This is a genomic window from Serratia liquefaciens (assembly GCF_027594825.1).
GTDB lineage: Bacteria > Pseudomonadota > Gammaproteobacteria > Enterobacterales > Enterobacteriaceae > Serratia > Serratia liquefaciens_A.
The window spans coordinates 4,884,529-4,908,762 of sequence record NZ_CP088930.1 but is presented as its reverse complement, the minus strand read 5'-3'; the positions used below and the strand labels follow the sequence as shown (position 1 = coordinate 4,908,762).

General features: G+C 53.4%; 20 protein-coding genes and 1 tRNA gene. 10 read left to right on the top strand and 11 right to left on the bottom strand.

Annotation, left to right across the window (positions count from 1 at the left end; genetic code table 11):
* Window positions 1-147: 147 nt before the first annotated feature.
* Both mdoH and LQ945_RS22620 read right to left on the bottom strand, forming a co-directional pair.
* The gene (gene mdoH, locus LQ945_RS22625; RefSeq protein ID WP_270101782.1) at window positions 148-2,709 is read right to left on the bottom strand and encodes a glucans biosynthesis glucosyltransferase MdoH; all 2,562 of its coding nucleotides are present in this window, start codon (window positions 2,707-2,709) and stop codon (window positions 148-150) included.
* The gene (locus tag LQ945_RS22620; RefSeq protein WP_182825189.1) at window positions 2,702-4,270 is read right to left on the bottom strand and encodes a glucan biosynthesis protein G; all 1,569 of its coding nucleotides are present in this window, start codon (window positions 4,268-4,270) and stop codon (window positions 2,702-2,704) included. Before LQ945_RS22620 ends, mdoH begins: the two co-directional genes overlap by 8 nt.
* Window positions 4,271-4,528: 258 nt before the next feature.
* Here LQ945_RS22620 and mdoC point away from each other — a divergent pair, with 258 nt between their 5' ends.
* The 5 genes from mdoC (at window position 4,529) to LQ945_RS22595 (ending at window position 9,848) form a co-directional block, all read left to right on the top strand.
* Window positions 4,529-5,659: a glucans biosynthesis protein MdoC gene (mdoC, locus tag LQ945_RS22615; RefSeq protein WP_270101781.1), complete on the top strand. Its 1,131-nt coding sequence runs from the start codon at window positions 4,529-4,531 to the stop codon at window positions 5,657-5,659.
* 218 nt (window positions 5,660-5,877) lie between these two features.
* Window positions 5,878-6,894: an acyltransferase family protein gene (locus LQ945_RS22610; RefSeq protein WP_270101780.1), complete on the top strand. Its 1,017-nt coding sequence runs from the start codon at window positions 5,878-5,880 to the stop codon at window positions 6,892-6,894.
* 303 nt (window positions 6,895-7,197) lie between these two features.
* Window positions 7,198-7,425, top strand: coding sequence for a hypothetical protein (locus tag LQ945_RS22605; protein WP_020826300.1), 228 nt, complete (start codon window positions 7,198-7,200; stop codon window positions 7,423-7,425).
* A gap of 301 nt (window positions 7,426-7,726) precedes the next feature.
* A complete protein-coding gene (locus tag LQ945_RS22600) occupies window positions 7,727-9,448 on the top strand; it encodes a potassium/proton antiporter (RefSeq protein WP_262241151.1) in 1,722 nt (573 codons plus the stop codon).
* Between the two features lie 274 nt (window positions 9,449-9,722).
* Window positions 9,723-9,848, top strand: a complete 126-nt coding sequence (locus tag LQ945_RS22595) for a hypothetical protein (protein ID WP_044549744.1) — start codon at window positions 9,723-9,725, stop codon at window positions 9,846-9,848.
* A gap of 228 nt (window positions 9,849-10,076) precedes the next feature.
* On the opposite strand, the gene LQ945_RS22590 is transcribed toward LQ945_RS22595, so the two are convergent.
* The 4 genes from LQ945_RS22590 to LQ945_RS22575 form a co-directional block, all read right to left on the bottom strand.
* Window positions 10,077-10,208: a hypothetical protein gene (locus LQ945_RS22590; protein ID WP_012006291.1), complete on the bottom strand. Its 132-nt coding sequence runs from the start codon at window positions 10,206-10,208 to the stop codon at window positions 10,077-10,079.
* 68 nt (window positions 10,209-10,276) lie between these two features.
* Entirely contained in the window at window positions 10,277-10,780 is a 504-nt protein-coding gene (locus LQ945_RS22585; RefSeq protein ID WP_044549743.1) for a YlaC family protein, read from the bottom strand.
* Window positions 10,781-10,909: 129 nt separating this feature from the next.
* Complete coding sequence (locus LQ945_RS22580; RefSeq protein ID WP_122078556.1) at window positions 10,910-11,209, bottom strand: hypothetical protein; 300 nt, start codon at window positions 11,207-11,209, stop codon at window positions 10,910-10,912.
* A gap of 186 nt (window positions 11,210-11,395) precedes the next feature.
* Window positions 11,396-11,490, bottom strand: a tRNA-OTHER gene (locus tag LQ945_RS22575).
* A gap of 252 nt (window positions 11,491-11,742) precedes the next feature.
* Here LQ945_RS22575 and LQ945_RS22570 point away from each other — a divergent pair.
* The 5 genes from LQ945_RS22570 to LQ945_RS22550 all read left to right on the top strand — a co-directional run bounded on the left by LQ945_RS22570 (window position 11,743) and on the right by LQ945_RS22550 (window position 18,538).
* Window positions 11,743-12,927: an efflux RND transporter periplasmic adaptor subunit gene (locus tag LQ945_RS22570; protein WP_270101777.1), complete on the top strand. Its 1,185-nt coding sequence runs from the start codon at window positions 11,743-11,745 to the stop codon at window positions 12,925-12,927.
* A complete protein-coding gene (locus tag LQ945_RS22565; RefSeq protein WP_269933834.1) occupies window positions 12,924-14,864 on the top strand; it encodes a MacB family efflux pump subunit in 1,941 nt (646 codons plus the stop codon). Before LQ945_RS22570 ends, LQ945_RS22565 begins: the two co-directional genes overlap by 4 nt.
* A gap of 3 nt (window positions 14,865-14,867) precedes the next feature.
* Window positions 14,868-16,232, top strand: coding sequence for a TolC family protein (locus LQ945_RS22560; protein WP_270101776.1), 1,365 nt, complete (start codon window positions 14,868-14,870; stop codon window positions 16,230-16,232).
* 407 nt (window positions 16,233-16,639) lie between these two features.
* Window positions 16,640-18,142 (top strand): glycine betaine/L-proline transporter ProP, encoded by a 1,503-nt coding sequence (proP, locus tag LQ945_RS22555; RefSeq protein WP_270101775.1) that lies wholly within the window; start codon window positions 16,640-16,642, stop codon window positions 18,140-18,142.
* Window positions 18,143-18,403: 261 nt separating this feature from the next.
* Window positions 18,404-18,538, top strand: coding sequence for a hypothetical protein (locus tag LQ945_RS22550; protein ID WP_044549732.1), 135 nt, complete (start codon window positions 18,404-18,406; stop codon window positions 18,536-18,538).
* Between the two features lie 67 nt (window positions 18,539-18,605).
* On the opposite strand, the gene eptB is transcribed toward LQ945_RS22550, so the two are convergent.
* The 5 genes from eptB to LQ945_RS22525 form a co-directional block, all read right to left on the bottom strand.
* The gene (gene eptB / locus LQ945_RS22545) at window positions 18,606-20,258 is read right to left on the bottom strand and encodes a kdo(2)-lipid A phosphoethanolamine 7''-transferase (RefSeq protein ID WP_270101774.1); all 1,653 of its coding nucleotides are present in this window, start codon (window positions 20,256-20,258) and stop codon (window positions 18,606-18,608) included.
* Between the two features lie 231 nt (window positions 20,259-20,489).
* Window positions 20,490-21,851: a PTS cellobiose transporter subunit IIC gene (gene celB, locus LQ945_RS22540; RefSeq protein WP_270103020.1), complete on the bottom strand. Its 1,362-nt coding sequence runs from the start codon at window positions 21,849-21,851 to the stop codon at window positions 20,490-20,492.
* A gap of 55 nt (window positions 21,852-21,906) precedes the next feature.
* The gene (locus LQ945_RS22535) at window positions 21,907-23,208 is read right to left on the bottom strand and encodes a 6-phospho-beta-glucosidase (protein WP_044549726.1); all 1,302 of its coding nucleotides are present in this window, start codon (window positions 23,206-23,208) and stop codon (window positions 21,907-21,909) included.
* Window positions 23,201-23,503 carry a PTS lactose/cellobiose transporter subunit IIA gene (locus LQ945_RS22530; protein WP_044549724.1) on the bottom strand — a complete coding sequence of 101 codons (303 nt, stop codon included), beginning with the start codon at window positions 23,501-23,503 and terminating at the stop codon, window positions 23,201-23,203. Before LQ945_RS22530 ends, LQ945_RS22535 begins: the two co-directional genes overlap by 8 nt.
* A gap of 134 nt (window positions 23,504-23,637) precedes the next feature.
* Window positions 23,638-23,943: a PTS sugar transporter subunit IIB gene (locus LQ945_RS22525; RefSeq protein ID WP_044549723.1), complete on the bottom strand. Its 306-nt coding sequence runs from the start codon at window positions 23,941-23,943 to the stop codon at window positions 23,638-23,640.
* Window positions 23,944-24,234 lie beyond the last annotated feature (291 nt).

Sequence of the window (24,234 nt, the reverse complement as noted above, 5' to 3'; positions counted from 1 at the left end):
CCCGGGTTGTTTTGAGGGGCCACAACGCCCGGCGCGAATTTTAACACAGTTTTTGCCTGCCAGTTTGTCAGCATTGCGTAAGCTAAAAGCCAAAAAAAACGGGGAACACGCCTTGCGCATTCCCCGTTTGGGTCACCCGATCAGCTTTTAACGCTGACCCACCGGATGAGCCCGTTCATTGTGTGGCAATTGCTGGTAGAACTCCCGCCAGGCGGCGCCCTGCGGCAATAACCAAACGCGCTGATGCAGACGCGACAGCGCGACAGGATCGCTCAGCAGCTCAAGACGTTTGCCTTTTACCAGCTTCTCCGGCCCCAGCTCCAACGCCTCGTTCACTCGCTGTTCACGATTACGCTCGATGGCACCGCGCAGGTGGTGACGCGCGGTAGCCAGCGCCGTCGCCAGTGCGTTGAAGGACGGATTGACCACCGCGTGCATAAAGCCATTGCTCAGTGCGCGTTCACGGTTTAGCTGCAGATATTCTTCCGTAGCCAGCAGTTCGCGAGGAGGAGAATACTCTTCCGGGATCAGGAACAGCTTGGCGCGCTTGCTCTTGATACCCAGCGTCGCACGGCTCGACAAGACCGAAACGAACGGCGACAGGATCAACGAGAAGACGATAGGCGACAACCACCACAGGAAGCGCAGATCCAGCCAGGCCATGCCGCCAGCCCAGACCAGACCCAGCAGCATCTGTGAGCCATGGCGTTTAAAGGCTTCGCCCCAAGGGGTATCATCGTCGTCACGCTGTGGCGAGTTCCATACCACTTCCCAACCCAGGAAGGCACTGACCACGAACACCGTGTGGAACAGCATGCGCACCGGCGCCAGCAGCACCGAGAACAGCATTTCCATCAGCATCGACAGGAACAGGCGCACGCCGCCGCCGTACTCCTTGGCACCCTTCGCCCAGATAAGCACAATGCTCAACAGTTTAGGCAGGAACAGCAGCACCAGCGTGGTAGAGAACAGCGCTATCGCCAATTCAGGACGCCACTGTGGCCACACCGGGAACAGCTGACGCGGCTGCAGGAAGTACTGCGGCTCCATCAGGGTATGCACCACCTGCAGCGCGGTAGACAGCGCCAGGAACATAAACCACAGCGGTGCCGACAGGTAGGACATCACGCCGGTCAGGAACACCGCACGGTGCACCGGGTGCATGCCCTTGACCAGAAACAGGCGGAAGTTCATCAGGTTACCGTGGCACCAGCGACGGTCACGCTTCAACTCATCCAGCAGGTTCGGTGGCAGTTCTTCATAGCTGCCCGGCAGATCGTAAGCAATCCACACGCCCCAACCGGCACGGCGCATCAGCGCGGCTTCCACAAAGTCATGGGACAAGATGGAACCGGCAAAAGACCCTTCGCCCGGCAGTGGCGCCAACGCACAGTGCTCGATAAACGGCTTCACGCGGATAATCGCGTTATGGCCCCAATAGTGCGATTCGCCCAGTTGCCAGAAATGCAGGCCGGCAGTAAACAGCGGCCCGTAAACCCGGGTGGCAAACTGCTGCACGCGAGCATACAGCGTGTCCATGCCCGAGGCTTTCGGCGCAGACTGAATGATCCCGGCGTTCGGGTTGGCTTCCATCAGGCGCACCAGACCGGTGAGACACTCACCGCTCATCACGCTGTCGGCATCCAGGATCACCATGTAGCTGTACTCGCCGCCCCAGCGACGGCAGAAGTCGTCGATGTTGCCGCTTTTGCGTTTAACGCGACGACGACGGCGACGGTAGAAGATACGGCCATGGCCATCTACGTCGCGACACAGCTCCATCCAGGCCTTCTGTTCCGCCATGCAGATATCCGGGTCGTAGCTGTCGCTCAGCACGTAGATATCGAAATGCTCGAGCTGGCCGGTGGCGGCGACGGACTCATAGGTCGCGCGCAGGCCGGCGAACACGCGTTCGACGTCTTCGTTACAGATTGGCATGATCAACGCGGTACGGTGCGTCGGATCGATCGGCTCATCGCCCTTGATGGTGGAAGAAATACTGTATTTGTCTTTGCCGATCAGCAACTGCAGGAAGCCCATCAGCGCAGTCCAGAAACCGGCCGAGACCCAACAGAACAGGATCGCGAACAAGATCAAAATGCCGGTTTGCAACACATAAGGCAGCAGTTGCAGCACCGACTGCATCAGATCCTGATCCAGCATGGCTATCGGGTCGATCAGCGCCCAGCCCTGGTACGGCAAAATGGTTTTCATGTACCAGGTGGCGATGCCGGTCTGCACCAACATCAGCACCAACAGCACATAACGACGCATCGAGCCGACCACACGCCAGCGATTTTCCGCCGCGGCTTCCTCTTTGGAGGCGTGACGGTTGTGCGGCGTGCGCCCCAGCAGAGAATCCCAGAAGCGCGCCACCGGGTTGGTGCGCCAGGCTTCCGGGAACATGCTGGTGCGTTTGATTGGCGGCGTAGCCTTGAGAATGCTGCGCCCTTCCACGTCGGTATCGAAATCTTTGTCGCTGACCGCATCCGGCCAGGCGTCTTCGATTCGTGTTTTGACCGAGGCCAGCGTGACGTCATCGGCAGACAGCGTATCGACGTTGGCATCGTCAGCGCCCATCTTGCGATGCAGCGCCTCAAAAGCCTGGGCGTCATCCGCCCCCGGCTGTGGTTTAAGCGCCTCTGACCGCTCAGCGGTCAGAGGCATTGCCGCAAGATAATCCTGGGCAAGTTGAGTAGGCTTATTCATTGGCAGGTAGCTGATAGCTCCAGGTTTCCGACAGGGTCTTATCACCATTGACCAGCGCAGCGCGCATTTCTACCGGCTTCTTGTCGTCTTTCACTTTCAGACGCAGCGTCAGGCGCCAGCCTTTGGTCACTGGATTATAGCGGACATTGTTTTCTACCATTTCACCGTTATCGCCGATGCTCACCTGAGAGGCGACCGGCGTAGCGCCGTCCAGACCTTTCAGAACCGGGCCCACGAAGTCGACCAGGAATGCCACGCTGCCGTCTGGCTCGCGGATCAGGTTGGACTGCTTCACGTCACCGGTTGAACGCATGGTCTGGCTGACGTAGGCAATGTCCTGCGAATGCAGTTTGTCTTCGTCACGGGTGAAATGCAGGCGATAGCTCAGCGCCAGTGGAGTTTTGGCATCCGGCAGAACGTCTGGCGTCCAGAAGGCAACGATGTTGTCATTGGTTTCATCCGCCGTCGGGATCTCCACCAGCTCAACCTTGCCCTTGCCCCAGTCGCCACGAGGCTCGATCCAGGCGCTTGGGCGCAGATCGTAGCGATCGTCCAGATCTTCGTAATCCTTGAAGTTACGGCCACGCTGCAGCAGACCGAAACCTTTAGGGTTTTCGACCTGATAAGTGCTGACGGACAGGTGCTTCGGATTATTCAACGGACGCCAGATCCACTCGCCGTTACCGGCATGGATAGACAGGCCGTTGGAGTCATGCAGCGCCGGACGGTAGTTCAGGGTTGGCGATGGCTGGCTCGGCCCGAACAGGTACATGCTGGTCAGCGGCGCCATGCCCAGTTTGCCGACTTTGTCGCGCAAGAACACTTTGGACTCGACGTCCACGGTGGTGTCGCGGCCCGGATAAACCACAAAACGGTAAGCCCCGGTAGCACGCGGTGAATCCAGCAGCGCGTAAATGACCAGATGCTTGTCGCCCTGCTTCGGACGTTCAACCCAGAATTCGCGGAAACGCGGGAATTCTTCGCCGGACGGCAGCGCAGTATCAATCGCCAGGCCACGAGCGGAAAGCCCGTACACCTGTCCTTTACCCACCACGCGGAAATAGCTCGCGCCCAGCAGGCTCATAATTTCGTCGTTTTTATCCGCACTGTTGATCGGATAAATCACCTTGAACCCGGCAAAACCGAGGTTTTTTACCGACTCCGGATCGTGTTTTACCGAACCGAAGTTGAAGTAGTCCGGGCTATACTTGATCTGTTTTACGCTGGTGGCGGTAACTTCATTGATTTTCACCGGCGTGTCGAAGTACATCCCCTGATGATAAAACTCAAGCTTGAAAGGGGTTTTCAGTTTGCTCCAGTAGGCTTTATCGTGATTGAACTGAATCTGCTGATAGTCCGCGAATTTCATCTCGCGGAATTGAGAAGGAAGGTTGCTCTTCGGGGCTTCGAAGCCTTTTCCTGCCAGATCCTGCGCCTGCTTGGCCACATCATCTATAGAAAAGGCCCATGCCTGCGAAGTAAACAGCGTGAACAATACGGTCGCACCTAACCAACGTACGCTCGCGGCGCGTGGTTTTTTGGATAATATATTAACTAGCACATCCCCCCCTATTCGTGTGCTCAAATCATTTAAATCCATATTAATGGATTATTCAGCTTTCCGACAACATGATAAATGGATGGTTCATGTTTATGGCTCATAGTTTAAGCAGCTGACTAAACACCAGCGTAGCAAGCCGCGCAACAAGACGCTATGGAAAAATGTGAAACGGTATAGTAGGGTTTGAGATTCGATTTAACCATTGCCGACTTATTAAGCGTGTTAATGACCATTCGATAAAATCACCAGCGGTAACCTATGACTAAAGGCAGCAACCAACGCGAGTTTTTCCTCGATTCGATCCGGGCTTATTTGATGTTGCTCGGCATCCCTTTTCATCTTTCTCTGATTTATTCAAGCCATGCCTGGGCGGTGAACAGCGCCAGCCCCTCCTTCTCGCTGACGGTGCTGAACGACTTCATCCATGCTTTCCGCATGCAGGTGTTCTTCGTGATTTCGGGCTACTTCTCTTACATGCTCTATGAGCGCTACGAGCGCCACCAGTGGCTGAAGGTCAGGCTTGAGCGGGTGGCGATCCCCCTGCTGAGCTCAATTCCCTTAATAACAGTGCCGCAGTTTTTCATGCTGAAATACTTCACGGACAAATTAAACGGTTGGGAAAATTTTTCGCTCTATCAGAAAATAAATGTAACAGTTTGGGAGCTGGTTTCTCACCTGTGGTTTTTATTAACCCTGTCATTGCTGACCACCCTGTGTTTTTATCTGTTCAAAAAAATCAAGGCACTTAAAAATAATACCGTTCCTTACCCGATAAATAAAATGACCGGATTAAGAAACATCTCACTGATCTTTCTTATTTATGCTTTATGCTATGCGGGCGCGCACCGTATTATTCTAATTGCTGCCCCGGGTTTACTCTCCAACGGCCTGTTCAATTTCGTGGTGATGGAGACGATGTTCTATCTTCCGTTCTTCATCCTGGGCGCTTATGCCTTTAAGTACGTGTGGCTGAAAGAGATTTTCCTCAAGCCGTCCCTCGGCGCGCTGCTCGGTTCGCTGTTGCTGTTCATTGCCTATATGCTGAATCAGAAGTTTTTGGCCCACAGCAGCTGTATGTTTGAGCTGGAAGTGCTGATCAAAACCCTGCTGGGGATCCTGATGGCCAACGTGATTTTCTCATTCGGACATAATCTGCTGAACTATCACTCGCCCCGCATCACTTATCTGGTGAATGCATCGCTGTTTATATATCTGGTCCACCATCCGCTGACCCTGATATATGGCGCTTTTGTGACGCCGCATATCAACAATAACCTGCTGGGTTTTCTGGCCGGATTGGTGTTTGTCTTCTCTTGCGCCTTCCTGTTATATGAACTGCACAAACGTATCCCGCTGTTCCGTTTCCTGTTCTCCGGTAAACCGCAATAATCCATCAAGAAGTACTCTCAGGGCGAATCTTCATCGCCCTGAGGCCTGCAAACGCCAACTTGCTAACCTTTTGAATATGTTACCCATCTTTTCAAAATGAGTATTTTCCTAATAATCATCCTAACCCTCTCATCACATTGCAAAATGACGATCACCTGTTACGCTCATTAAGCATACTTATAAGTTATTATTTGTTCTTTTTAGGGCTGGGTATTCATATGAGAGAAGCATGGGTCGACTATGCGAAAGGAATTGGTATCATTTTGGTGGTCTTTGGCCACGTAAACCGCGGTTTATACAGTGCTGGTATCCACCTTTCAGAATCATTCTACCAACTGACTGACAGCGTTATTTACAGTTTCCACATGCCGCTGTTCTTTTTTCTATCCGGTTTGTTTTTTGTTCAATCATTAGACCGAAAGGGCAAAAGTCGATTCATTATCAGTAAAATTGATACCATTGTGTATCCCTATATCATTTGGTCATTGCTACAAGGTACTGTCGAAGTTGTCCTGTCGCGCTATACCAACAATGCAGCCAGCCTAAAGGATCTGATAGGATTGTTTACACACCCTCGGGCACAATTTTGGTTTTTATATGCCTTATTTATGGTGTTTTTCATCGCCACACTATTGTATAATAAGAATAAATTCAACTACATCCTCCCTATTTTGATTGTTGTCAGTGCAGGATTGTATGTGTGCCAAGGCAGCCTCAGCAAATCCTATCATTTCGGTTATATAACCAGTTTCATGGTCTTCTTCCTTCTCGGGGCGTTGGCAATTCACTATTCCGCCGCCATTGCAAGAATCAACATCACAACCAGTCTTATCGCCGCGCTCGTCTTTGTTTTGCTTGAATGGGTATTTCATGGCTACTTAGGCCTAACGTATACCGATACAGGTCTGTACTCCATGATCCTGGCCATAGCGGCAATTATCTTTATCATTAGCCTGTCCGTTTTGCTGGCAAAGGCAGATATTGCCTGGTTACGGCGCTTGGGTGAGCTGAGCATGGTTATTTACCTCATGCACATTCTTGCCGCAAGTGGCCTACGTATTGTACTGGCTAAGTTTTTACATGTTAACAACTGGTCAGCACATGTTCTCGCTGGCACCTTATTTGGTCTTATTGTCCCGATGGTTGCTTATTACTTTATTCAAAAAATGCATCTCAACTTTCTACTGGAGCGACCGCGTTTTCATAACGTACAGCGTAAAGAAAAAACCCTCTGAATAACTGAATATATGAGGGCGATACCAACGCCCTCATCCTCTATTTTATCGTGATGATTGCTATCAAGTTCTTGCTACCAATGTCTGTCTGGAGCACAGATTGCTCACCCCCGTGGCGAAAGTTAAGGCAAAGTTATGCTGGAGCATATTGCCGCTAGTTGTTATAACGGCAATGCATAAGTGGAAATCCACATCCCTGCCTTACGGTAGCGATTGGGCTCAATGAACCCTAAGGAACGGCGTTGTCATCATCGCGACAAGGCTTGCAGCATCTCCCTTCCGTCACGACAGAGAGGATTTTTAATGACTGATAAAGACACTTCGGCTCAGGAAGCCGTGCCAGAAAACGCCACCCTGCTGAAAATTCTTGGCCGGTTGCTTTCCGCGCTGGATTCGTCGATCAGCGGTAAGGATCGCAGCATTCTGGTCGCCGAGCTCTCCAGCCTTAATCTTGACGGTATTTCAGAGTCAGAAAGAAAACTGGCTGCCGAGCTGATCAGACGGGCCCTGCAGTCACTCGACCATTTATAACGCCTCGCCTGCAAACCATTAAGCCTCCTGGAGGGGGTTTAATGGTTTTTCCTTACCTCGCCACAGCGACGCCCACCATTTATTGCCCAAGGGCAACCACAGCAAGCTGATAAATATAGATAAAAGCAAGAAGTTCACCGGTTTCCCCCCACTTCCACATGCTTCTCCGCTTAAATGACAATAAATACCAAATTGTTTTATGAATCAGCCTTGGCGTTTTACCTGAAAAACAGGCTATCATCAGGGAGTATCTGCGCTTGCGCGCAACGCCCTTCCCCCCAGCCTGCAGGAGAACGTCATTTTGGATGCCAGCACCATTAACAGTTTGTTCATCATCGGTGCCGTGTTGGTGGGAGCAAGTATTCTTCTCAGTTCATTTTCGTCACGTCTGGGTATTCCTATTCTGGTGATCTTCCTGGCCATTGGCATGCTGGCGGGGGTCGATGGACCCGGTGGGATCGTTTTCAGCAACTATCCGGTAGCCTATCTGGTCAGTAACCTGGCGCTGGCGGTGATCCTGCTGGACGGCGGCATGCGTACCCGCGTCAGCTCATTCCGCGTCGCGTTATGGCCGGCACTTTCTCTCGCCACCATCGGCGTGGTGATCACCGCCGGGCTCACCGGACTGGCCGCAGCCTGGCTGTTCAACCTCGATCTGCTGCAGGGCATGCTGATTGGCGCCATTATCGGCTCTACCGACGCCGCAGCCGTCTTCTCGCTGTTAGGCGGCAAAGGGCTTAATGAGCGCGTCAGCGCCACGCTGGAAATCGAATCCGGCAGCAACGACCCCATGGCAGTGTTCCTTACCATTACGCTGATTGCGATGATCTCCGCCGGCGAAACCACGCTGAGCTGGATGTTCCCTATTCATCTGCTGCAGCAGTTCGGGATGGGGATTGTCTTTGGTCTCGGCGGCGGTTGGCTGCTGCTGACGTTGATCAACCACATTAAGCTGGCCGAAGGCCTGTATCCGCTGCTGGCCGTCAGCGGCGGTATTCTGATTTTTGCCCTCACCACCGCACTGGACGGCAGCGGCATTCTGGCGGTGTACCTGTGCGGGCTGATGCTGGGCAATCGCCCGATCCGCAACCGACATGGCATTGTCCAAACCTTCGACGGGCTGGCCTGGCTGAGCCAGATCGGCATGTTCCTGGTGCTGGGGCTGCTGCTGAACCCGCATGAGCTGCTGCCCATCGCCATCCCTGCCCTGCTGCTGTCGCTGTGGATGATCCTGTTTGCCCGTCCACTGTCGGTATTTATCGGCTTGCTGCCGTTTCGCAGCTTTACCCTGCGCGAACGCAGCTTTATTTCCTGGGTCGGCCTGCGCGGCGCCGTACCGGTCATTCTGGCCGTCTTCCCAATGATGGCCGGGTTGCCCAATGCCCAGCTGTTCTTCAATGTGGCTTTCTTTGTGGTGTTGGTTTCCCTGTTGCTGCAGGGGACAACCCTGTCGTTCGCCGCGAAAAAAGCCAAGGTGATCGTCCCGCCGGCACTGGCGCCGATTTCGCGGGTTGGGCTGGATGTCCATCCGGAAAACCAGTGGGAGCAGTTTGTTTATCAGCTTTCGTCAGAAAACTGGTGCGTCGGTGCCGCATTGCGTGAACTGAAAATGCCGCCGGGTACGCGCATTGCCGCATTGTTCCGAGGAAAAGAACTGTTGCACCCCAGCGGCAGCACGCGACTGCGCGAAGATGACATTCTGTGCGTTATTGGTCATGAGCATGACCTGCCGGTGCTGGGCAAGCTGTTCAGCCAGGCACCGGTGGTTACGCTGGATGAACGCTTCTTCGGTGATTTTATCCTGCAGTCAGACGCCCGCCTGAGCGATATTTCACAGGTTTATGGTCTGAATCTGCACGAAGGCGTGGATGAACAGCAAACGCTCGGCCAATTCGTCATTCAACTGATTGGCGGCGAACCGGTGGTGGGCGATCAGATCGAATGGGATGGCCTGACCTGGACCATCGCCGAAATGGATGGCAATGCGATCAGTAAAGTCGGCGTAAGAATTGTTACTGATTGACCCCTCCGCAAAACCGGTCTGCTGTGCGGCCATGCCCGCAGCGGACCTTTCAAACAGACGGAACTTATACGTCTGGGAAGGTTCTTAAACTCTGGAATAACCCAAACCGGGCATTCAGCCCCGACGTTTTAACCTTTACTCTGGGAACACCGCATCGCGGTGATGGGTATCGATTTGAACAGTAAAACTCGATTTCTATCGGCCATGCTGGGGATTGCACTGACGGTCATAGTGCTGGACCTGGGCGTCGCCGATTTGGTCCATAGACTCTTAATTGGATAACGTTAACGTGGCACAGCAGCAAGACAAAGACATTCTCGGAAAAATACTGGTTACCGTTTCCGCACTCTGCCTGATAATCGTGGCGGCGTTGCTGATTTGGGGATTTGTACTGGATTAACCCCCCCAGCTGACGCAGTAACATCACAACACTACAACAACCGTTTTGTTACAAAACGCCGACATCACTTGCCAACCATTGCGCGTATGCTAGACGCAGTGAGTTATAAAAATAAACCCTCATACCCTTTAAGTGTTGGCCCGCCTGAAACGGGCTTTTTTTTGCCCGCAGCCCCCGAATTTTGAGCATAAAAAAACCGCCGAAGCGGTTCTTTAAAGGCGATGGCAATCAGATTTTGCAACCTTCGCAATCCGCCTCGTCCTCAAGGATCTCGGGGAGTTCTTTCACTTTCTGCGCCGCTTTTTCTTCTGCTTGCGCCAATTCGGCATCGATATCAAAATCGAAAATATCATCACTCATCGTAAATTCCTCAGGCTTATCTGACTTCAATGCGTGAGTATAATCGACAACCGCGCGAGCGGAAACCCTCAGTTAAGCACGGCCACCTGAGGCTGCTCATCCTGCGGCTTCTTTGAGTACGCCAAATCGTAGACATCATAGAAGTCGATCTCGCCTTTATTGGCGATGATTTCCTGCATGCGAGTTTTCGTCGCGGCACCGATCGTCGGTTCATCCAGCAGTGCTTTCACCGACTGCGGCGACAGCGCTCGGGTGAAATACCATTCGCCGTTATAACAAACGCGCAGATCCAGCACGCCAATATCTTCAAAACGATAGACCGGTTTGATTTCAATCAGCAGCATGGCGAACATGAACAGAACGAAAGCGGTGAAAGCCAAAAACGAGATGAAGCCCATGTAAGGAACCTGATACATCACGGCGATCACGGCAAAATAACCGGCAAACATGGCGAGACACAGATAACGGTGATCGCGAGCAAACTCGCTATTGAAGCGCAACTTGCCGTCACGTCCTTCCTGCCGATTGATCCGTTCGATTTCTTTTACCAAGATGCTTTTAATCGCGTCCATAGCTACAACCTTATGCCTTGGGGGGACATTATTGCTATCAATAATCATTCCTCAAACTAACACAGGTACAGTTTGCCCAGGTAGATCAGTTATGCAATTTAATATCGGTAACTGTTATACCTTCAGTAGCTAGCGCTGCAGCGAGTTTTTGCCTTGGGCAAACATAAACATCCGTTGGGCGATATCGTCGGCCTGTTTGATTTTTTGCTTTTGCGGTTCGTTACAGCGCTGAATAGCGCGCGCATAAGCAAGTTCATGCGCCTGATCGATCATCGCAATAATCTTGTCGCGCTCCTGTTGAGCCAGGTTGCCCAGCATGGTGGTGATGATTGCCTGATAGGCGTTGGAGGCGGCAGTCAGCGACTTCTCTCTGGCTTCGAGTGCCGCTACACGTTGCAATAACTCCTGCAGTTGCTCGGACTCAGACATGGCGATCTCCTGTTGCCGGGCAGCGAACCTGCCTGATTAGAGTCTAGCAAAGATCGATTGCAACAGAGGAAGATTAACAAAAGAAGAGAACCGGTTAGGGTAAAGCACACCCGAAAATCCCAACAAGGAGCCGATAGTGCAAATCAACCCGGGTGCGCTTTATGATAACTGGTCCGAAAAGGAAGCTGGCGCGCTATGCAGGACTCGAACCCGCGTCTATCAATTTTGTAGCCAAAAAAGCATTATAAAACCAACCACTCTGCCAACTGAGTTAATAGCGCATTCCTTTGCTTCGGGGCGTTATTATCCATATTAATGCTATGGATTCAACGCAAGTAGCTATGAACAACTGAATTTTAAGAGAAATCTTGTTTTTTCGCCTATACCTCCCTCAGCCACCAATTACTTTCACTCCGCGATAGTTAAACACCGGCACTTTTCTCTCGCCGTCTGCGGCATGTTTATTGTTAGTTAAAGCGCTGGATGCCACTATAGCGGCTTCTGGGATCAACGTTGCTGTTACGGATAACATTATGAAAGTCACTCCGCGCCGTTTGGCGTTTACTCTGGCCGGCGTCCTGCTGGTCATTACTGCCGTCGTTACACTGATCTCACTGCAAAGCCCCTCGCAGGCCCCCTATGTCACCGCGCCGGTTCGCCTTGGCGATATCGAAAACGCGGTATTGGCCACCGGTAAGCTGGATGCTTTCGAACGGGTCAACGTCGGTGCTCAGGTTTCCGGTCAGGTGAAGTCCCTGAAGGTCAAACTTGGCGACCGGGTCACCAAAGGCCAGCCGATTGCCGACATCGACGACCTGCCGCAACGTAACGACCTGCGTAACGCCGAAGCGGCGCTGAACGCGGCCAAAGCGGATTTGCAGGCCAAACAGGCACTGTTGAAGCAGGCAGAGTCCCGCTTTAAACGCCAGAAACGCATGTTGAACGATGAAGCCAGCTCGCGCGAAGATTTTGAATCGGCAGAGGCCACGCTTGCCGCCACCCGCGCCGAACTGATCGCGCTGAATGCACGTATTGTTCAGGCGCAAATTGAGGTGGACAAGAAGAAGGTTGATCTGAGTTATACCCGCATCCTGGCACCGATGGACGGCATTGTGATTGCCGTCATTACCCAGCAAGGCCAAACGGTAAACGCCAATCAGAGCGCCCCTACCATCGTCAAACTGGCGCAGCTGGATGTGATGACCATCAAGGCGCAGATTTCCGAAGCCGACATTACCCGCGTGACTCAAGGACAAAAAGCCTACTTCACTATTTTCTCCGAACCGGACAAAAAGTACGACGCCACGCTGCGCACCGTCGAATTGGCGCCTGAGTCCGTCATGAAAGACGACTCCCTCAGCGGCGGCGGTTCTGCCTCAGGCTCCGGCAGCGCCAACGCTTCGGTGTATTACAACGCGCTGCTCGACGTGCCCAATCCGGAAAACCGGCTGCGCATTGCCATGACGGCTCAGGTTTCATTGCTGTTGGGTGAGGCAAAAAATACGCTATTGGTTCCGATTCAGGCAGTGCATAAAAACGCGGACAAAAAACAGCAGGTACAAGTGCTGACCGGGGATAACCGGGTGGAAATGCGTGAGGTGACAACCGGTATTACCAATAACGTCGATATACAAATCCTGTCCGGATTAAAAGCGGGTGAAAACGTAGTGCTGGTGCAGGAAAGTGCCAAGCCAGGCGAAGAAGGTCTGGTACTGTGAACGCCATTATTGAACTGAAAGGCATTGGCCGCACCTATACCAACAGCAGCGAGCCATTAACCGTACTGAAAAACATCAATCTGAAGATTGCCGCCGGGGAGTTGGTCGCCATTATCGGTGCCTCAGGCTCGGGCAAATCAACGCTGATGAACATCATCGGTTGTCTGGATGTGCCGGATCAGGGGGACTATTTCATCAGCGGCCATAACGCCGCACACCTGTCGCCGGACGAATTGGCCAGACTGCGCCGCGAACACATTGGTTTTATCTTCCAGCGCTATCACCTGATGCCGGACATCAGCGCGTTGGGCAACGTCGAAATCCCGGCGATTTACGCCAACAGCAAGCGCGACCAACGTCGCCTGCGCGCGGCACAATTGTTGGCGCGCCTGGGGTTGGAAGGCCGTGAACACCACAAGCCCGGTCAACTGTCCGGTGGCCAGCAGCAACGCGTCAGCATTGCTCGTTCGTTAATCAACGGCGGTGAAATCATCCTGGCGGACGAACCGACCGGCGCGTTGGACTCCAAATCCGGCCAGGAAGTGTTGGCGATCCTCAGCGAACTCAACCAACGCGGTCATACGGTGGTGATCGTCACCCACGATATGAAAGTCGCCCAACACGCGCAGCGCATCATCGAACTGCAGGATGGTGAAATCGTTGCCGACAGCGGCCCTCAATCGCCGGTTCCTCCTCCGGTAATGAAAAAGAGCGCGCCGGTTGCACAAGGCTATTGGCAAAGTTTGCTCGACCGCACCCGGGAGTCACTGCAGATGGCGTTGAAAGCGATGAACGCCCATCGCTTGCGCACAGCGCTGACCATGACCGGCATCATTTTCGGCATCGCCGCCGTGGTCACGGTGGTCGCCTTGGGCGAAGGCGCCAAACAGCGCACGCTGGAAAGCATTAAAGATCTGGGCACTAACGTCGTCAGCATTTATCCCGGGCGCGATTTCTTTGACGACAGCACCGACAGCATCCGCACTCTGGTGCCGGCGGATGCCGATGCGCTGGCCAGCCAGAGCTTTGTCGACAGCGTCAGCCCTGAAGTCAGCGCCTCGGAGAGCATTCGCTATCGCAGCAAATCGGCCAATGCGACAATCAGCGGCGTGGGCCGCGATAACCTGCGCGTTAGCGGCCTCAAGCTGATACAGGGTCGAAACTTCCTGGATGACCGCAATGCGCTGCAGGAAGTGATCATTGATGAAAACGCGCGGCAGGCGTTATTCGGCGATTTCGGCGTTGAGCCTCTGGGCCAGATCGTGTTCCTCGGTGCAGTACCGGCCCGGGTGGTCGGCGTAGTCCAAAGTAACCAGGACTCGGCCCCCAACCGCATCAAAGTATGGATGCCCTATTCCACGGTGATGTATCGCATGGTGGGTAAATCGACGCTTAGCAGCATTAATGTCCGATTGAAAGAGGACGTCTCCAACGAAGCCGCCGTCGCCGCCATTAAACAGTTACTGACTCAACGTCATGGCGTGAAGGATTTTATGCTGTTCAATCTCGACAAATACCGAAAATCGATTGAACACACCTCGATGACGCTGACCCTGCTGATCCTGATGGTCGCCTCGATCTCCCTGATTATCGGCAGTCTGGGCGTGATGAATATCATGCTGGTATCAGTGACCGAACGCACGCATGAAATCGGCGTACGCATGGCCGTTGGCGCACGTCGCAGCGATATTATGCAGCAGTTTATGATCGAGGCCGTGCTGGTTTGCCTGATCGGTGGCGCATTGGGCATTTTGCTTTCGTTCGCTGCCGGCTCACTGTTTACCCTGCTGGCAGGGGGCATGCTCACCGCCATCTATTCCTGGCAGGCCGCCGCCGTGGCCTTCTGCTGCTCCACCCTGATTGGCATGATCTTCGGTTATCTCCCGGCCCGCAAAGCGGCGCGGATGGATCCGGTCATTTCTCTGGCCAGCGAGTAACTTATGAAAACCTTATCCCCTCTCGCATTATGCCTCGCGGCCTTGCTCAGTACCGGCTGCGGGAATGCGCTGAAAAGCGAGTATCAGTCCCCAAAGGTGCAGTATCCAGCCCACTGGCAGCAAAGCGCCGAAGCCACCACGCCAGTGCCCTTTAACTGGCGTGATTTCCACGATCCTCAGTTGGACCTATGGCTGCAGCAGGTGATGGCAGCCAACAACGATCTGGCCGCCGCCGCACTGCGCGTCTACCGTGCCCAACTGGCGGCACAGCGGGCCGACATCGGCACCGCGCCAAGTGTGAACGCAACGTTCAGCAGCGGAGCCAATACCGCCCTTTCAGGCTCCTCAGCCTGGAATAAAAGCAGCGGCGCCAATCTCGGCGTCAGCTATGAAGTCGATCTGTGGGGCAAATTGGCACGGCAACGTGACGCCGCGGAATGGGCCAGCCAGGCCACGCAGCAGGATTTGCAAAGTGCGCGCCTGGCTTTGCTCGCCAGCGCCAGCAAGAATTACTGGCGTATCGGCTTTATCAATCAGCGCATCCGCGTCAGTCAGCAAAGCATCGACTATTCCCAACAAACACTGGGGCTGGTCAAGGCACGCTACCGCGCGGGCAGCGTCTCTTCATTGGACGTGGTGGATGCCGAACAAAACCTGATAAATCAGGAAAGCAGCCATCTGGCACTGCTGCGTGAACGTCAGCAGGCACTGAACGAACAGACGGTACTGCTGGGTGCGCCACCGGGGAACAGCTTGGTTGAGCCCGATCGCCTGCCGACCGGCCCACTGCCGCAAATCAATGCCGGCATTCCGGCCAGCGTGCTAAGCCATCGGCCGGATATCAGCGCCAAAGAGTGGCGACTGCGTGAAACTCTGGCTAACGTGGACATCAAACGCACCCAGTACTACCCGGCCTTCAGCCTGACGGGCTCATTGGGTGTCAGCAGCACCGCATTGCTGGAGTTTTTGCGCAATCCGCTGGCAACGGTAGGTGCCGGACTGTCGCTGCCGTTCCTCGAATGGCGGCAAATGGACGTCGACATCAAAATCGCCCGCAGCGACTATGAACTGCAGGTGCTGGAATTCAAGCAGGCGCTGTATAAAGCCATGGCCGATATTGATGATGCCCTGTCATTACGTACGCAACTGATGGCACAGGAGAAACACCTGCAGACGGCATTGGTGCTGGCACGTAAATCTGAACGGTTGAATGAAAGCCGCTACCGGCAAGGCTCGGTGCCGATCAATTTCTGGCTGGATGCGCAAAATCGCCGTCGGTTGGCGGAACTGGCAGTAGATGAAAACCGGTTCGCTCAATACCAAAACCTGGCGCAACTCTATCTGGAGTTTGGTGGCTCCGCACAGTAACGCTTTAGCCTGACGTTCGCGTCGGGCTTTTTTATCCCACAGGCATTAATTTTGCCGGTTTTTGCCGCAGACCTTACCTATACTTGCCTCACCCCACCAGACAAAAAACCACCAATGTGCGCAATAGTTAATCTATTTATGCGCTATATCGGTGCAAATCCATAAGATAAACTGCTAAATTTGATCGCCGCAAGATATAACGTTAAGCTATAGATGCAAAATAATTAGTCACCTAAATGACATATTCCCGGTGAAAATTGACTTATTACGTGACTCGCATCACACAAAAAAGGCAGTGGCGGATTTGGCAAGAGAGCCATAAGATAAGCCACGCTGATAACTGGGCAGAAGAAGTGAACGAGGATTGCGAATTCACGTACGACTAAAATTGATTAAGGGATGATTATATGAAGTTAAGAAAAAAACGACATAAACCGATGCATATTAATGACATCACCATCATCGATGACAGCAAGCTGAAAAAAGCCATTACCGCAGCCGCTTTGGGTAACGCGATGGAATGGTTCGACTTCGGTGTATATGGCTTTGTGGCCTACGCCCTTGGGCAAGTATTTTTCCCTGGCGCCACCCCTGGCGTGCAGATGATTGCCGCATTGGCGACCTTTTCCGTTCCCTTCCTGGTACGTCCGTTAGGCGGTATTTTCTTTGGCGCGATGGGCGATAAGTTCGGTCGCCAGAAAGTGCTGTCCATCACCATTATTATCATGGCGGTGAGTACCTTCTGTATCGGCCTGATCCCCTCTTACGCCTCCATCGGCATCTGGGCACCGGTTCTGCTGTTGCTGGCCAAACTGGCACAGGGCTTCTCGGTAGGTGGCGAATACTCCGGCGCGGCAATCTTCGTTGCCGAATACTCGCCGGACAGAAAGCGCGGCTTTATGGGCAGTTGGCTCGATTTCGGCTCCATTGCCGGTTTCGTACTGGGTGCGGGCGTAGTGGTGCTGATTTCCAGTATCGTCGGTGAAACCAACTTCCTCGACTGGGGCTGGCGTATTCCGTTCTTTATCGCGGCACCTCTGGGGCTGATCGGTTTGTACCTGCGTCATGCGCTGGAAGAAACCCCGGCGTTCCAGCAGCACGTGGAAAAGATGGAGAAGGAAGATCGCAACGCCATCGAAAACCCGCCGAAGACCTCTTTTAAAGAGATCGCGGCCAAGCATTGGAAAAGCCTGTTGGTCTGCGTCGGTATCGTGATTTCTACCAACGTGACCTATTACATGTTGCTGACCTACATGCCGAGCTACCTGTCGCATAACCTGCACTACTCGGAAGATCACGGTGTACTGATCATTATCGCCATCATGATCGGCATGTTGTTCGTACAACCGGTCATCGGTCTGGCCAGCGACCGCATCGGCCGTAAGCCGTTTATTATCGGCGGTAGCGTCGGTCTGCTGGCACTGGCTATTCCGTGCTTTATTCTGATCAACAGTAATGTGATTGGTCTGATCTTCGTCGGCCTGTTGGTGCTGGCGGTGCTGCTGAACTCCTTCACCGGCGTGATGGCCTCCACCCTGCCGGCGATGTTCCCGACGCACATTCGTTACAGCGCGTTGGCGATTTCATTCAACATCTCGGTACTGGTTGCCGGTGCGACCCCAACGGTTGCAGCCTGGCTGGTCGAATCGACCGGGAACCTGTATATGCCGGCTTACTATCTGATGGTCGTCGCCGTCATCGGCCTGATCACCGGTCTGTACATGAAGGAAACGGCCAACAAACCGCTGCGCGGTGCCACCCCGGCCGCCTCGGATCGTTCGGAAGCCAAAGAACTGCTGCAGGAAAACTACGACAACATCGAACAAAAAGTCGAAGACATCAATGAGCAGATCGCCGAGCTGGAAAAGAAAAAACAGACGTTGATCGACCAGCATCCAAAACTGGACTAAACAGCGTTCTCGCGACAAGCCACCTCCGGGTGGCTTTTTTATTGTCGTAATCCGCTCAACGTCCTAACGCAAATTTGTATAACCTTCCTTCTCAGCCCCCGAGTACGAGCGTCGTTTTTCACTGCCAGCAATAATCGGAATAAAAACGGCCATAATACGATTTAGGCAAACTGAATTTTGGCACTATTAGCCTGATATTTTATCCTGACGACGATTAATGCTAGGCTTGAAATCAAGTTAACCCATTGAAGAAGATAGCCAATGAGTAGAATGGATATGCCGATCGTTATTGCCGTAGGCATCATGATTGCGATATGGATAGGCGCGTTATTTAACATTGGCGATATCGCACACACCCTGGCGCGTATCTTTCACTGGATAGAGAGCCTCCGCTAAAGCATTGCCCTTCCGGTTTAGCGCATAAAAAAACCGCCTTACGGCGGTTGGTAGTGCGTTTTGGGACTCAGTTGACCTGACACCAGTTACGCTGTTTGACGATGCCGCCGTCCGGTGAGGTATAACCGATGCAGCCCAGAATGCTGTCGAACAGCTTTTCATGAAACACCGGTGTTTTAGCCTGTTGCAGCGCCTTTAACTGGTTAAACGCCGCCTGGTGATCGGGCTGACTGAGGAATTTGTCAGATGCCCACACCATGATAGGCACGGTGCGTTGCTCTTTCGGCGCATGATCGCGCGGCGTACCGTGAAAATGCATATTTTCCGAGATCGACTCGCCGTGGTCAGATGCGTAAAACACGATAGCGTTGCGATTTCGCAACTGATTGAACGCCTGCTCAAGAACATAGTCGGTGTACAACAGGCTGTTATCGTAAGAGTTGATCATCGATTCCGTTGAACAAGTGTCATCAATGCCCTGGCACTCCGGCTGGTAGCGGGCGAAAGCCCGGGGATAGCGCTCGGTGTACATATAATGCGAGCCTTTGGTATGCAAAATGACCAAATGTTTGCCCTGCGGATGACGGTCCAGTGAATCCTTCAGTTCATCGATCAACGCAATATCATCAACGGGTTTGCCGGCATTGCGTTTTTCCGCCTGAATGCTTTCTCGAAGAGAATAGCTGTCCGCCTGGGTCTTATTATAAAACCAGGCCTCGCTTTGCATGGAAAACAACTCGGAGGAAAAACCCTGCTTTTTCAGCACCGAGAAAACGTTCATTTCCTTCAGTGTGCGCTGCGGCTCTTCCGAAGCTCCACCTTCTCTGACGAACATGCAACGCAGACTGAGCTTGGTCGACGTGTCGCAAGAATAACCTTGCAGCACCGCCAGGTTGGCTTCTTTGTCCAGATTCGGCGTATTGTCGCGCTGGTAGCCGTAGACTCCCATATGATCGCGCCTGGCGCTTTCGCCAATCACGAATACCACATAGAGATCGTTGACATCCTTTGGCGGCTGATAGGTGAAATGCGCCGCCGGATCGTACAAATTACGGCTGTCTTCCGCCTGGCTGTACGAGCTGTAAGTCAGCAAACCCAAGGCCGAGAGCCAGTTGGACGGCGAATAACTGCCGGCCACTACCCCGCCATAGCTGGCCATCATCTGATTATTTTCACGATCGTGTTGATCCTGCACCTGGCCCATCAACTGAAGCGGTAGCCAGCAGAACAGCCCTGCGGCCAACATAATGCCGCCTTTTTTACCCCATGCCAGCCGATTACCGCGCTTGAATGCGGCTTCGTGCATGGGGGCCAGCCAGATCAGCAGCAGCGGCAACAGGCTCACCAGTACCATCCACACGCCAAAATGCCAGCCGACCGACTCTTTGGACAAATCAACGTCGGTGGTCATTACCGCCGCCAGAATGCCGTAACCGATATCAACGTGGAACAGCACCATATAATAGCTGGCGGCAACCGAGCTTAGTACCAGCAGCGAGGCCAAAACCCGAAACAAACGGCGCCCCAAAAACGAGATCAGCAAGGTAATAAAGCACACCAGACAAAAGGCAGCGACGACTTCAATGCCAATCGACAGCAGGTTGTCGTTGTGGAGTTGTTGATAGCGTCGATAAAATATAGGGATATTGAGTAAAACACCGAGATAAAAAGCGATAAAGAAAGAGACCTGCAACTGGGTCCAACGTCGGAACTTCTGCATTTTTAATACCATTCCCGCCAAAGTGAGTTCATAGCCATCTGCCAGATACAGGTTGTTGTGAGAGTTTCTCTCCCCCTGCTGCTGGGTGGTTATCTGACAGGCAATTTAGGCAGGCGTTGCTAAGGGGGAGAAAAATAACGTTGTTATGATGTAACAATTCGTGTGTGACGCGGTTTTTATCCTTCCTGCGGCAGCAGTTATGCTCGCTACCGCAGAAAGGTGCCTTGCTCTTTATGGCGTCAGGGGTTGTTCACCGACCACAGCGCTTGGTGCTGATGCCGCGGCCTGATTTTCTTCGCGGTATTTCTGCTTATCCCAGGCACGGAAGAACGGGTAGTAAATCGCCATTGAAATCAGCAGATTGACCACCTGGATCACGGTTCCCGAAATATGGCCGCCGGTCGCCAGATAGCCACTGATGAAAATCGGCGTGGTAAATGGCAAGGCTATACCAACCGGTGGCGTCACCAAACCGGTTGCCATCGCGGTGTAGGTCACGATCACCAGCACCACCGGCGTCAAAATGAACGGCAGGAAGAAGTACGGGTTCATCACCAGCGGGATACCAAATACCATCGGCTCGCTGATGTTAAACAGGCAGCCCGGCGCGGCGATTTTTCCCAGCTGTTTCATCTGCGCGCTACGGCTGCGCACCAGCATGAAGATCACCAACCCCAACAGGGCGCCGGTTCCGCCGGGCGCTATCCATAAGTCGTAAAATTGCTGGGTAATAATGTGCGGGATAGGCTGGTTGTTCTGAAAAGCCACCAGATTTTCCGACATATTCGCCAACCACACCGGCTGAATGAACACCAGTACGATAGCATCGCCATGCAGCCCCAGCGTCCACAGCAGGCCAATCAGGATCACCGAGAAAATCATTCCCGGCAGCGTTCCGCCCACGTGGTGCATCGGGATACCGATCAGCGTGGCGATCATGGTGTTGATATCGCCGAACGGCGTGGCTTCGACGATCAAGCGCAGCAGAAGGATCACTGCCAGCACGCAAAACCCCGGGATCAACGCCAGGAAGGATTTCGCCACCGCCGGCGGCACCCCTTCCGGCATGTTGATCACCAGATTGCGGTTATGCACGAACCGGTAGATTTCCGTCGACAACAGCGCCACCACTATCGCCACGAACAATCCCTGGCTGCCGATAAAATTCATCGGCAGCACGCCTTTGACAATCTGCTCCGCAGCGCCCTTCACCGGCGCAAACAGCGTGTGCTGGGGAATGGTCATGATAAAAGCCACGAGCGAAACGGCACCGGTACTGAGCGGATCCATGCCGCGGTATTTTTCCGCCAGCCGGTAGGCAATGCCGAAGCTGGAGATAATCGCCATGATGTCGTAGGTCGCCTTGACCGGATACAACAGCTTGTCTCTCCACGCCGCTCCGAATACCTCCCCCATCAGGTTGGCATAGCTCGGGATCGGCAAGTAGGCGAAGATCAGGAAAAATGACCCGATCAACATAAACGGCATATTGAGAATAATGCCGTCTCGTACCGATAAAATGTGTTTTTGCCCGGCGATTTTTAACGCCGTCGGCAATACGTAACGTTCCAGAATGCTATTTAAACCCGCCATCATTCCCCCTGCCCGGCCAAGCCGGCTAGCATGATTATTATTATGGAATATCGACTTAGTTGAACTGCGGCAAATAGGCTTGGTTCAGGTTCAGCACCTCATCCAGCAAAGGTTGTGCGATACCGACGCCGCCAATCAGCGGATTCACCACCAGCGCCAACAGCGCACTCTGACGATCGCCATGCACCGCGGCCTCAATGGTCAAGCGTTCGAAATCTTTTACCTGCTGAGTCAACCCGTTCATGGCCAGCGGCAGCGGTCCGAAGCTCAGCGGGTGAGCGCCCTGTGCGTCGATCACGCAGTTGGTTTCAATTACCGCATCATCCGGCAAGCCCTGGATCGCGCCGTTATTGCGGGTGTTCACCACCAGCACCTTGCCGCTGTTATTGTGAATGGCGCGGATCAGTTCGACCGCAACTTCTGAATAGAAGGCACCGCCACGAAAGCTTAGCTGCTCCGGTTTTTTGTCCAGCGTCGGATCGGCATAGAGGGCAAATAACTCTGCCTCAACCTTCATCACCTGCTCAGCACGGGTTCCCTGCGCGGCGGCCGCTTCCAGCTCTTCGTCCAGCATGCTGGCCGTCTGATAGAAATAGCGGTGGTACGGGCAAGGGATCGCCCCCAGCGCCTGCAAAAATGCCGGCGGCCAAGGCAGATCCTTGATGTTGTTCATCGACAGCGTTTCGCCATTGCTCAGCATCTCCAGCACCTGGGCGGTCACATCCTTGCCGCTTTGCGTAACCTGATGCACCCACACCATATGATTCAGCCCGGCAAAGCGCAGGTCCACCTGATCGTAGGGAGCCTTCAGCATGTCGGCAATCATGTGGTGCATGGTGATCGGCACGTTGCACAAACCGATAATCTTCGCCTTGCTGTAACGGGAGACCGCTTCCGTGACAATACCGGCAGGATTTGTGAAATTGATGATCCAGGCGTCCGGCGCCACCGCTTCTACGGTACGCGCCACTTCCAGCATGACAGGAATGGTGCGCAGTGCCTTGGCGAAACCACCGACACCGGTGGTCTCTTGCCCCAGGCGCTGGTATTTCAACCCCAGACGCTCATCGGCAGCACGGGCGGCCAGTTGCCCGACCCGCAGCTGAGTCAGCACAAAGCTGGCACCACGAATGGCCGGTTCCAATGCGAAATGCACCGACACCACCACCTGCTCCAGCCCGTTGCGCTTGAGCATTCTTTTGGTCAGTTCGGCAATGATGCCCACTTTCTCGCGGCCGGACTCTACATCCACCAAGGCAAGTTCGGTTAATGGAACATCCTGATAGTGGGCGATCAGCCCCTCGACCAACTCCGGCGTGTAGCTGCTGCCCCCGCCAATTACGGTTATCTTAGTCATTGCTTTGCCCCTGCGGTAAACGGCGATAAAGCTCGATCATGTCGGTGGCCAGATCTTGAATCAGCATGGCGTTCATCAAATGATCCTGCGCATGCACCAGAATCAGACTGACCGGTATTTTCCCAACCCCTTCATCCATGCCAATCAGCTCCGTCTGCATGCCGTGCGCCCTCCCGATGCCGGCCTTGGCCTCTTCCAACTTAGCCTCTGCGGCCACGAACTCACCGCGACGTGCCAGCTGCAGTGCCGAAAGCAGCGAACTGCGCGCGCTACCGGCATGAACCAGCAACTCCATAACGCTAGTTTCCAAATCCACCTTCGCCTCCCCGGCCTGATTTCAGGCGTAGTGATCCCGCCGAGAGTCATGAAATAACCCACGGTCAATGAATAAATAAAAGGATATAAGGGGCCAAGCCCCTCAGGGTGTTATCAGGCCAACAAGCCGAGCGCCTTGTCCAGCACCTTGTCTCCACGCATGGTGCCGTAGTCCATCATGTCGATCACTGCGACAGTTTTACCCATTGGCGCAGCAAGTTCGCTAAGACGCGCATGTTCATATTTCACCTGCGGCCCCAGCAGCACAATGTCTGCACGCTCGACGATGCGCTCAAAATCCGCCACCGGCACGGCCTCAATCACGATATCCAGCGCCCGTTTTTGCGCCTCGGCTTTCATTTTTTGCACCAGCATGCTGGTCGACATGCCTGCTGCGCAGCATAAGACGATGGTTTGCATTTTCAGTATCCCGGTTGTTAGCCACTTGGCGATGCAAATATAAAACAGTTCCGTAACACGCTTGTAAATACCTTGATTCCATATGATTTGATTATGACTTTTGGCTAATCGTTTAAAAACAATGCATTAAACAATTTTCATCATGAAAATTTTTTTCAACACTGTGATCGGCGATCTGATTTTTCATAACCATAAAATTTAAAAATGGCCTTTTATGTTTAAAAACAGAGTGATAAATCATTGACCGATAAACAATGCGAAGAGTATCTCATTTTAAATCTGTACGGATTG

Bases quoted from the DNA above. Each gene is read 5' to 3' on its own strand.
- celB (WP_270103020.1), bottom strand. From the start codon at position 21,851: ATGGCGGGTTTAAATAGCATTCTGGAACGTTACGTATTGCCGACGGCG.
- mdoH (WP_270101782.1), bottom strand. From the start codon at position 2,709: ATGAATAAGCCTACTCAACTTGCCCAGGATTATCTTGCGGCAATGCCT.
- LQ945_RS22585 (WP_044549743.1), bottom strand. From the start codon at position 10,780: ATGGACGCGATTAAAAGCATCTTGGTAAAAGAAATCGAACGGATCAAT.
- LQ945_RS22580 (WP_122078556.1), bottom strand. From the start codon at position 11,209: ATGTCTGAGTCCGAGCAACTGCAGGAGTTATTGCAACGTGTAGCGGCA.
- proP (WP_270101775.1), top strand. From the start codon at position 16,640: ATGAAGTTAAGAAAAAAACGACATAAACCGATGCATATTAATGACATC.
- LQ945_RS22560 (WP_270101776.1), top strand. From the start codon at position 14,868: ATGAAAACCTTATCCCCTCTCGCATTATGCCTCGCGGCCTTGCTCAGT.
- LQ945_RS22610 (WP_270101780.1), top strand. From the start codon at position 5,878: ATGAGAGAAGCATGGGTCGACTATGCGAAAGGAATTGGTATCATTTTG.
- LQ945_RS22525 (WP_044549723.1), bottom strand. From the start codon at position 23,943: ATGCAAACCATCGTCTTATGCTGCGCAGCAGGCATGTCGACCAGCATG.
- LQ945_RS22590 (WP_012006291.1), bottom strand. From the start codon at position 10,208: ATGAGTGATGATATTTTCGATTTTGATATCGATGCCGAATTGGCGCAA.
- LQ945_RS22570 (WP_270101777.1), top strand. From the start codon at position 11,743: ATGAAAGTCACTCCGCGCCGTTTGGCGTTTACTCTGGCCGGCGTCCTG.
- LQ945_RS22535 (WP_044549726.1), bottom strand. From the start codon at position 23,208: ATGACTAAGATAACCGTAATTGGCGGGGGCAGCAGCTACACGCCGGAG.
- eptB (WP_270101774.1), bottom strand. From the start codon at position 20,258: ATGCAGAAGTTCCGACGTTGGACCCAGTTGCAGGTCTCTTTCTTTATC.
- LQ945_RS22530 (WP_044549724.1), bottom strand. From the start codon at position 23,503: ATGGAGTTGCTGGTTCATGCCGGTAGCGCGCGCAGTTCGCTGCTTTCG.
- LQ945_RS22550 (WP_044549732.1), top strand. From the start codon at position 18,404: ATGAGTAGAATGGATATGCCGATCGTTATTGCCGTAGGCATCATGATT.
- mdoC (WP_270101781.1), top strand. From the start codon at position 4,529: ATGACTAAAGGCAGCAACCAACGCGAGTTTTTCCTCGATTCGATCCGG.
- LQ945_RS22605 (WP_020826300.1), top strand. From the start codon at position 7,198: ATGACTGATAAAGACACTTCGGCTCAGGAAGCCGTGCCAGAAAACGCC.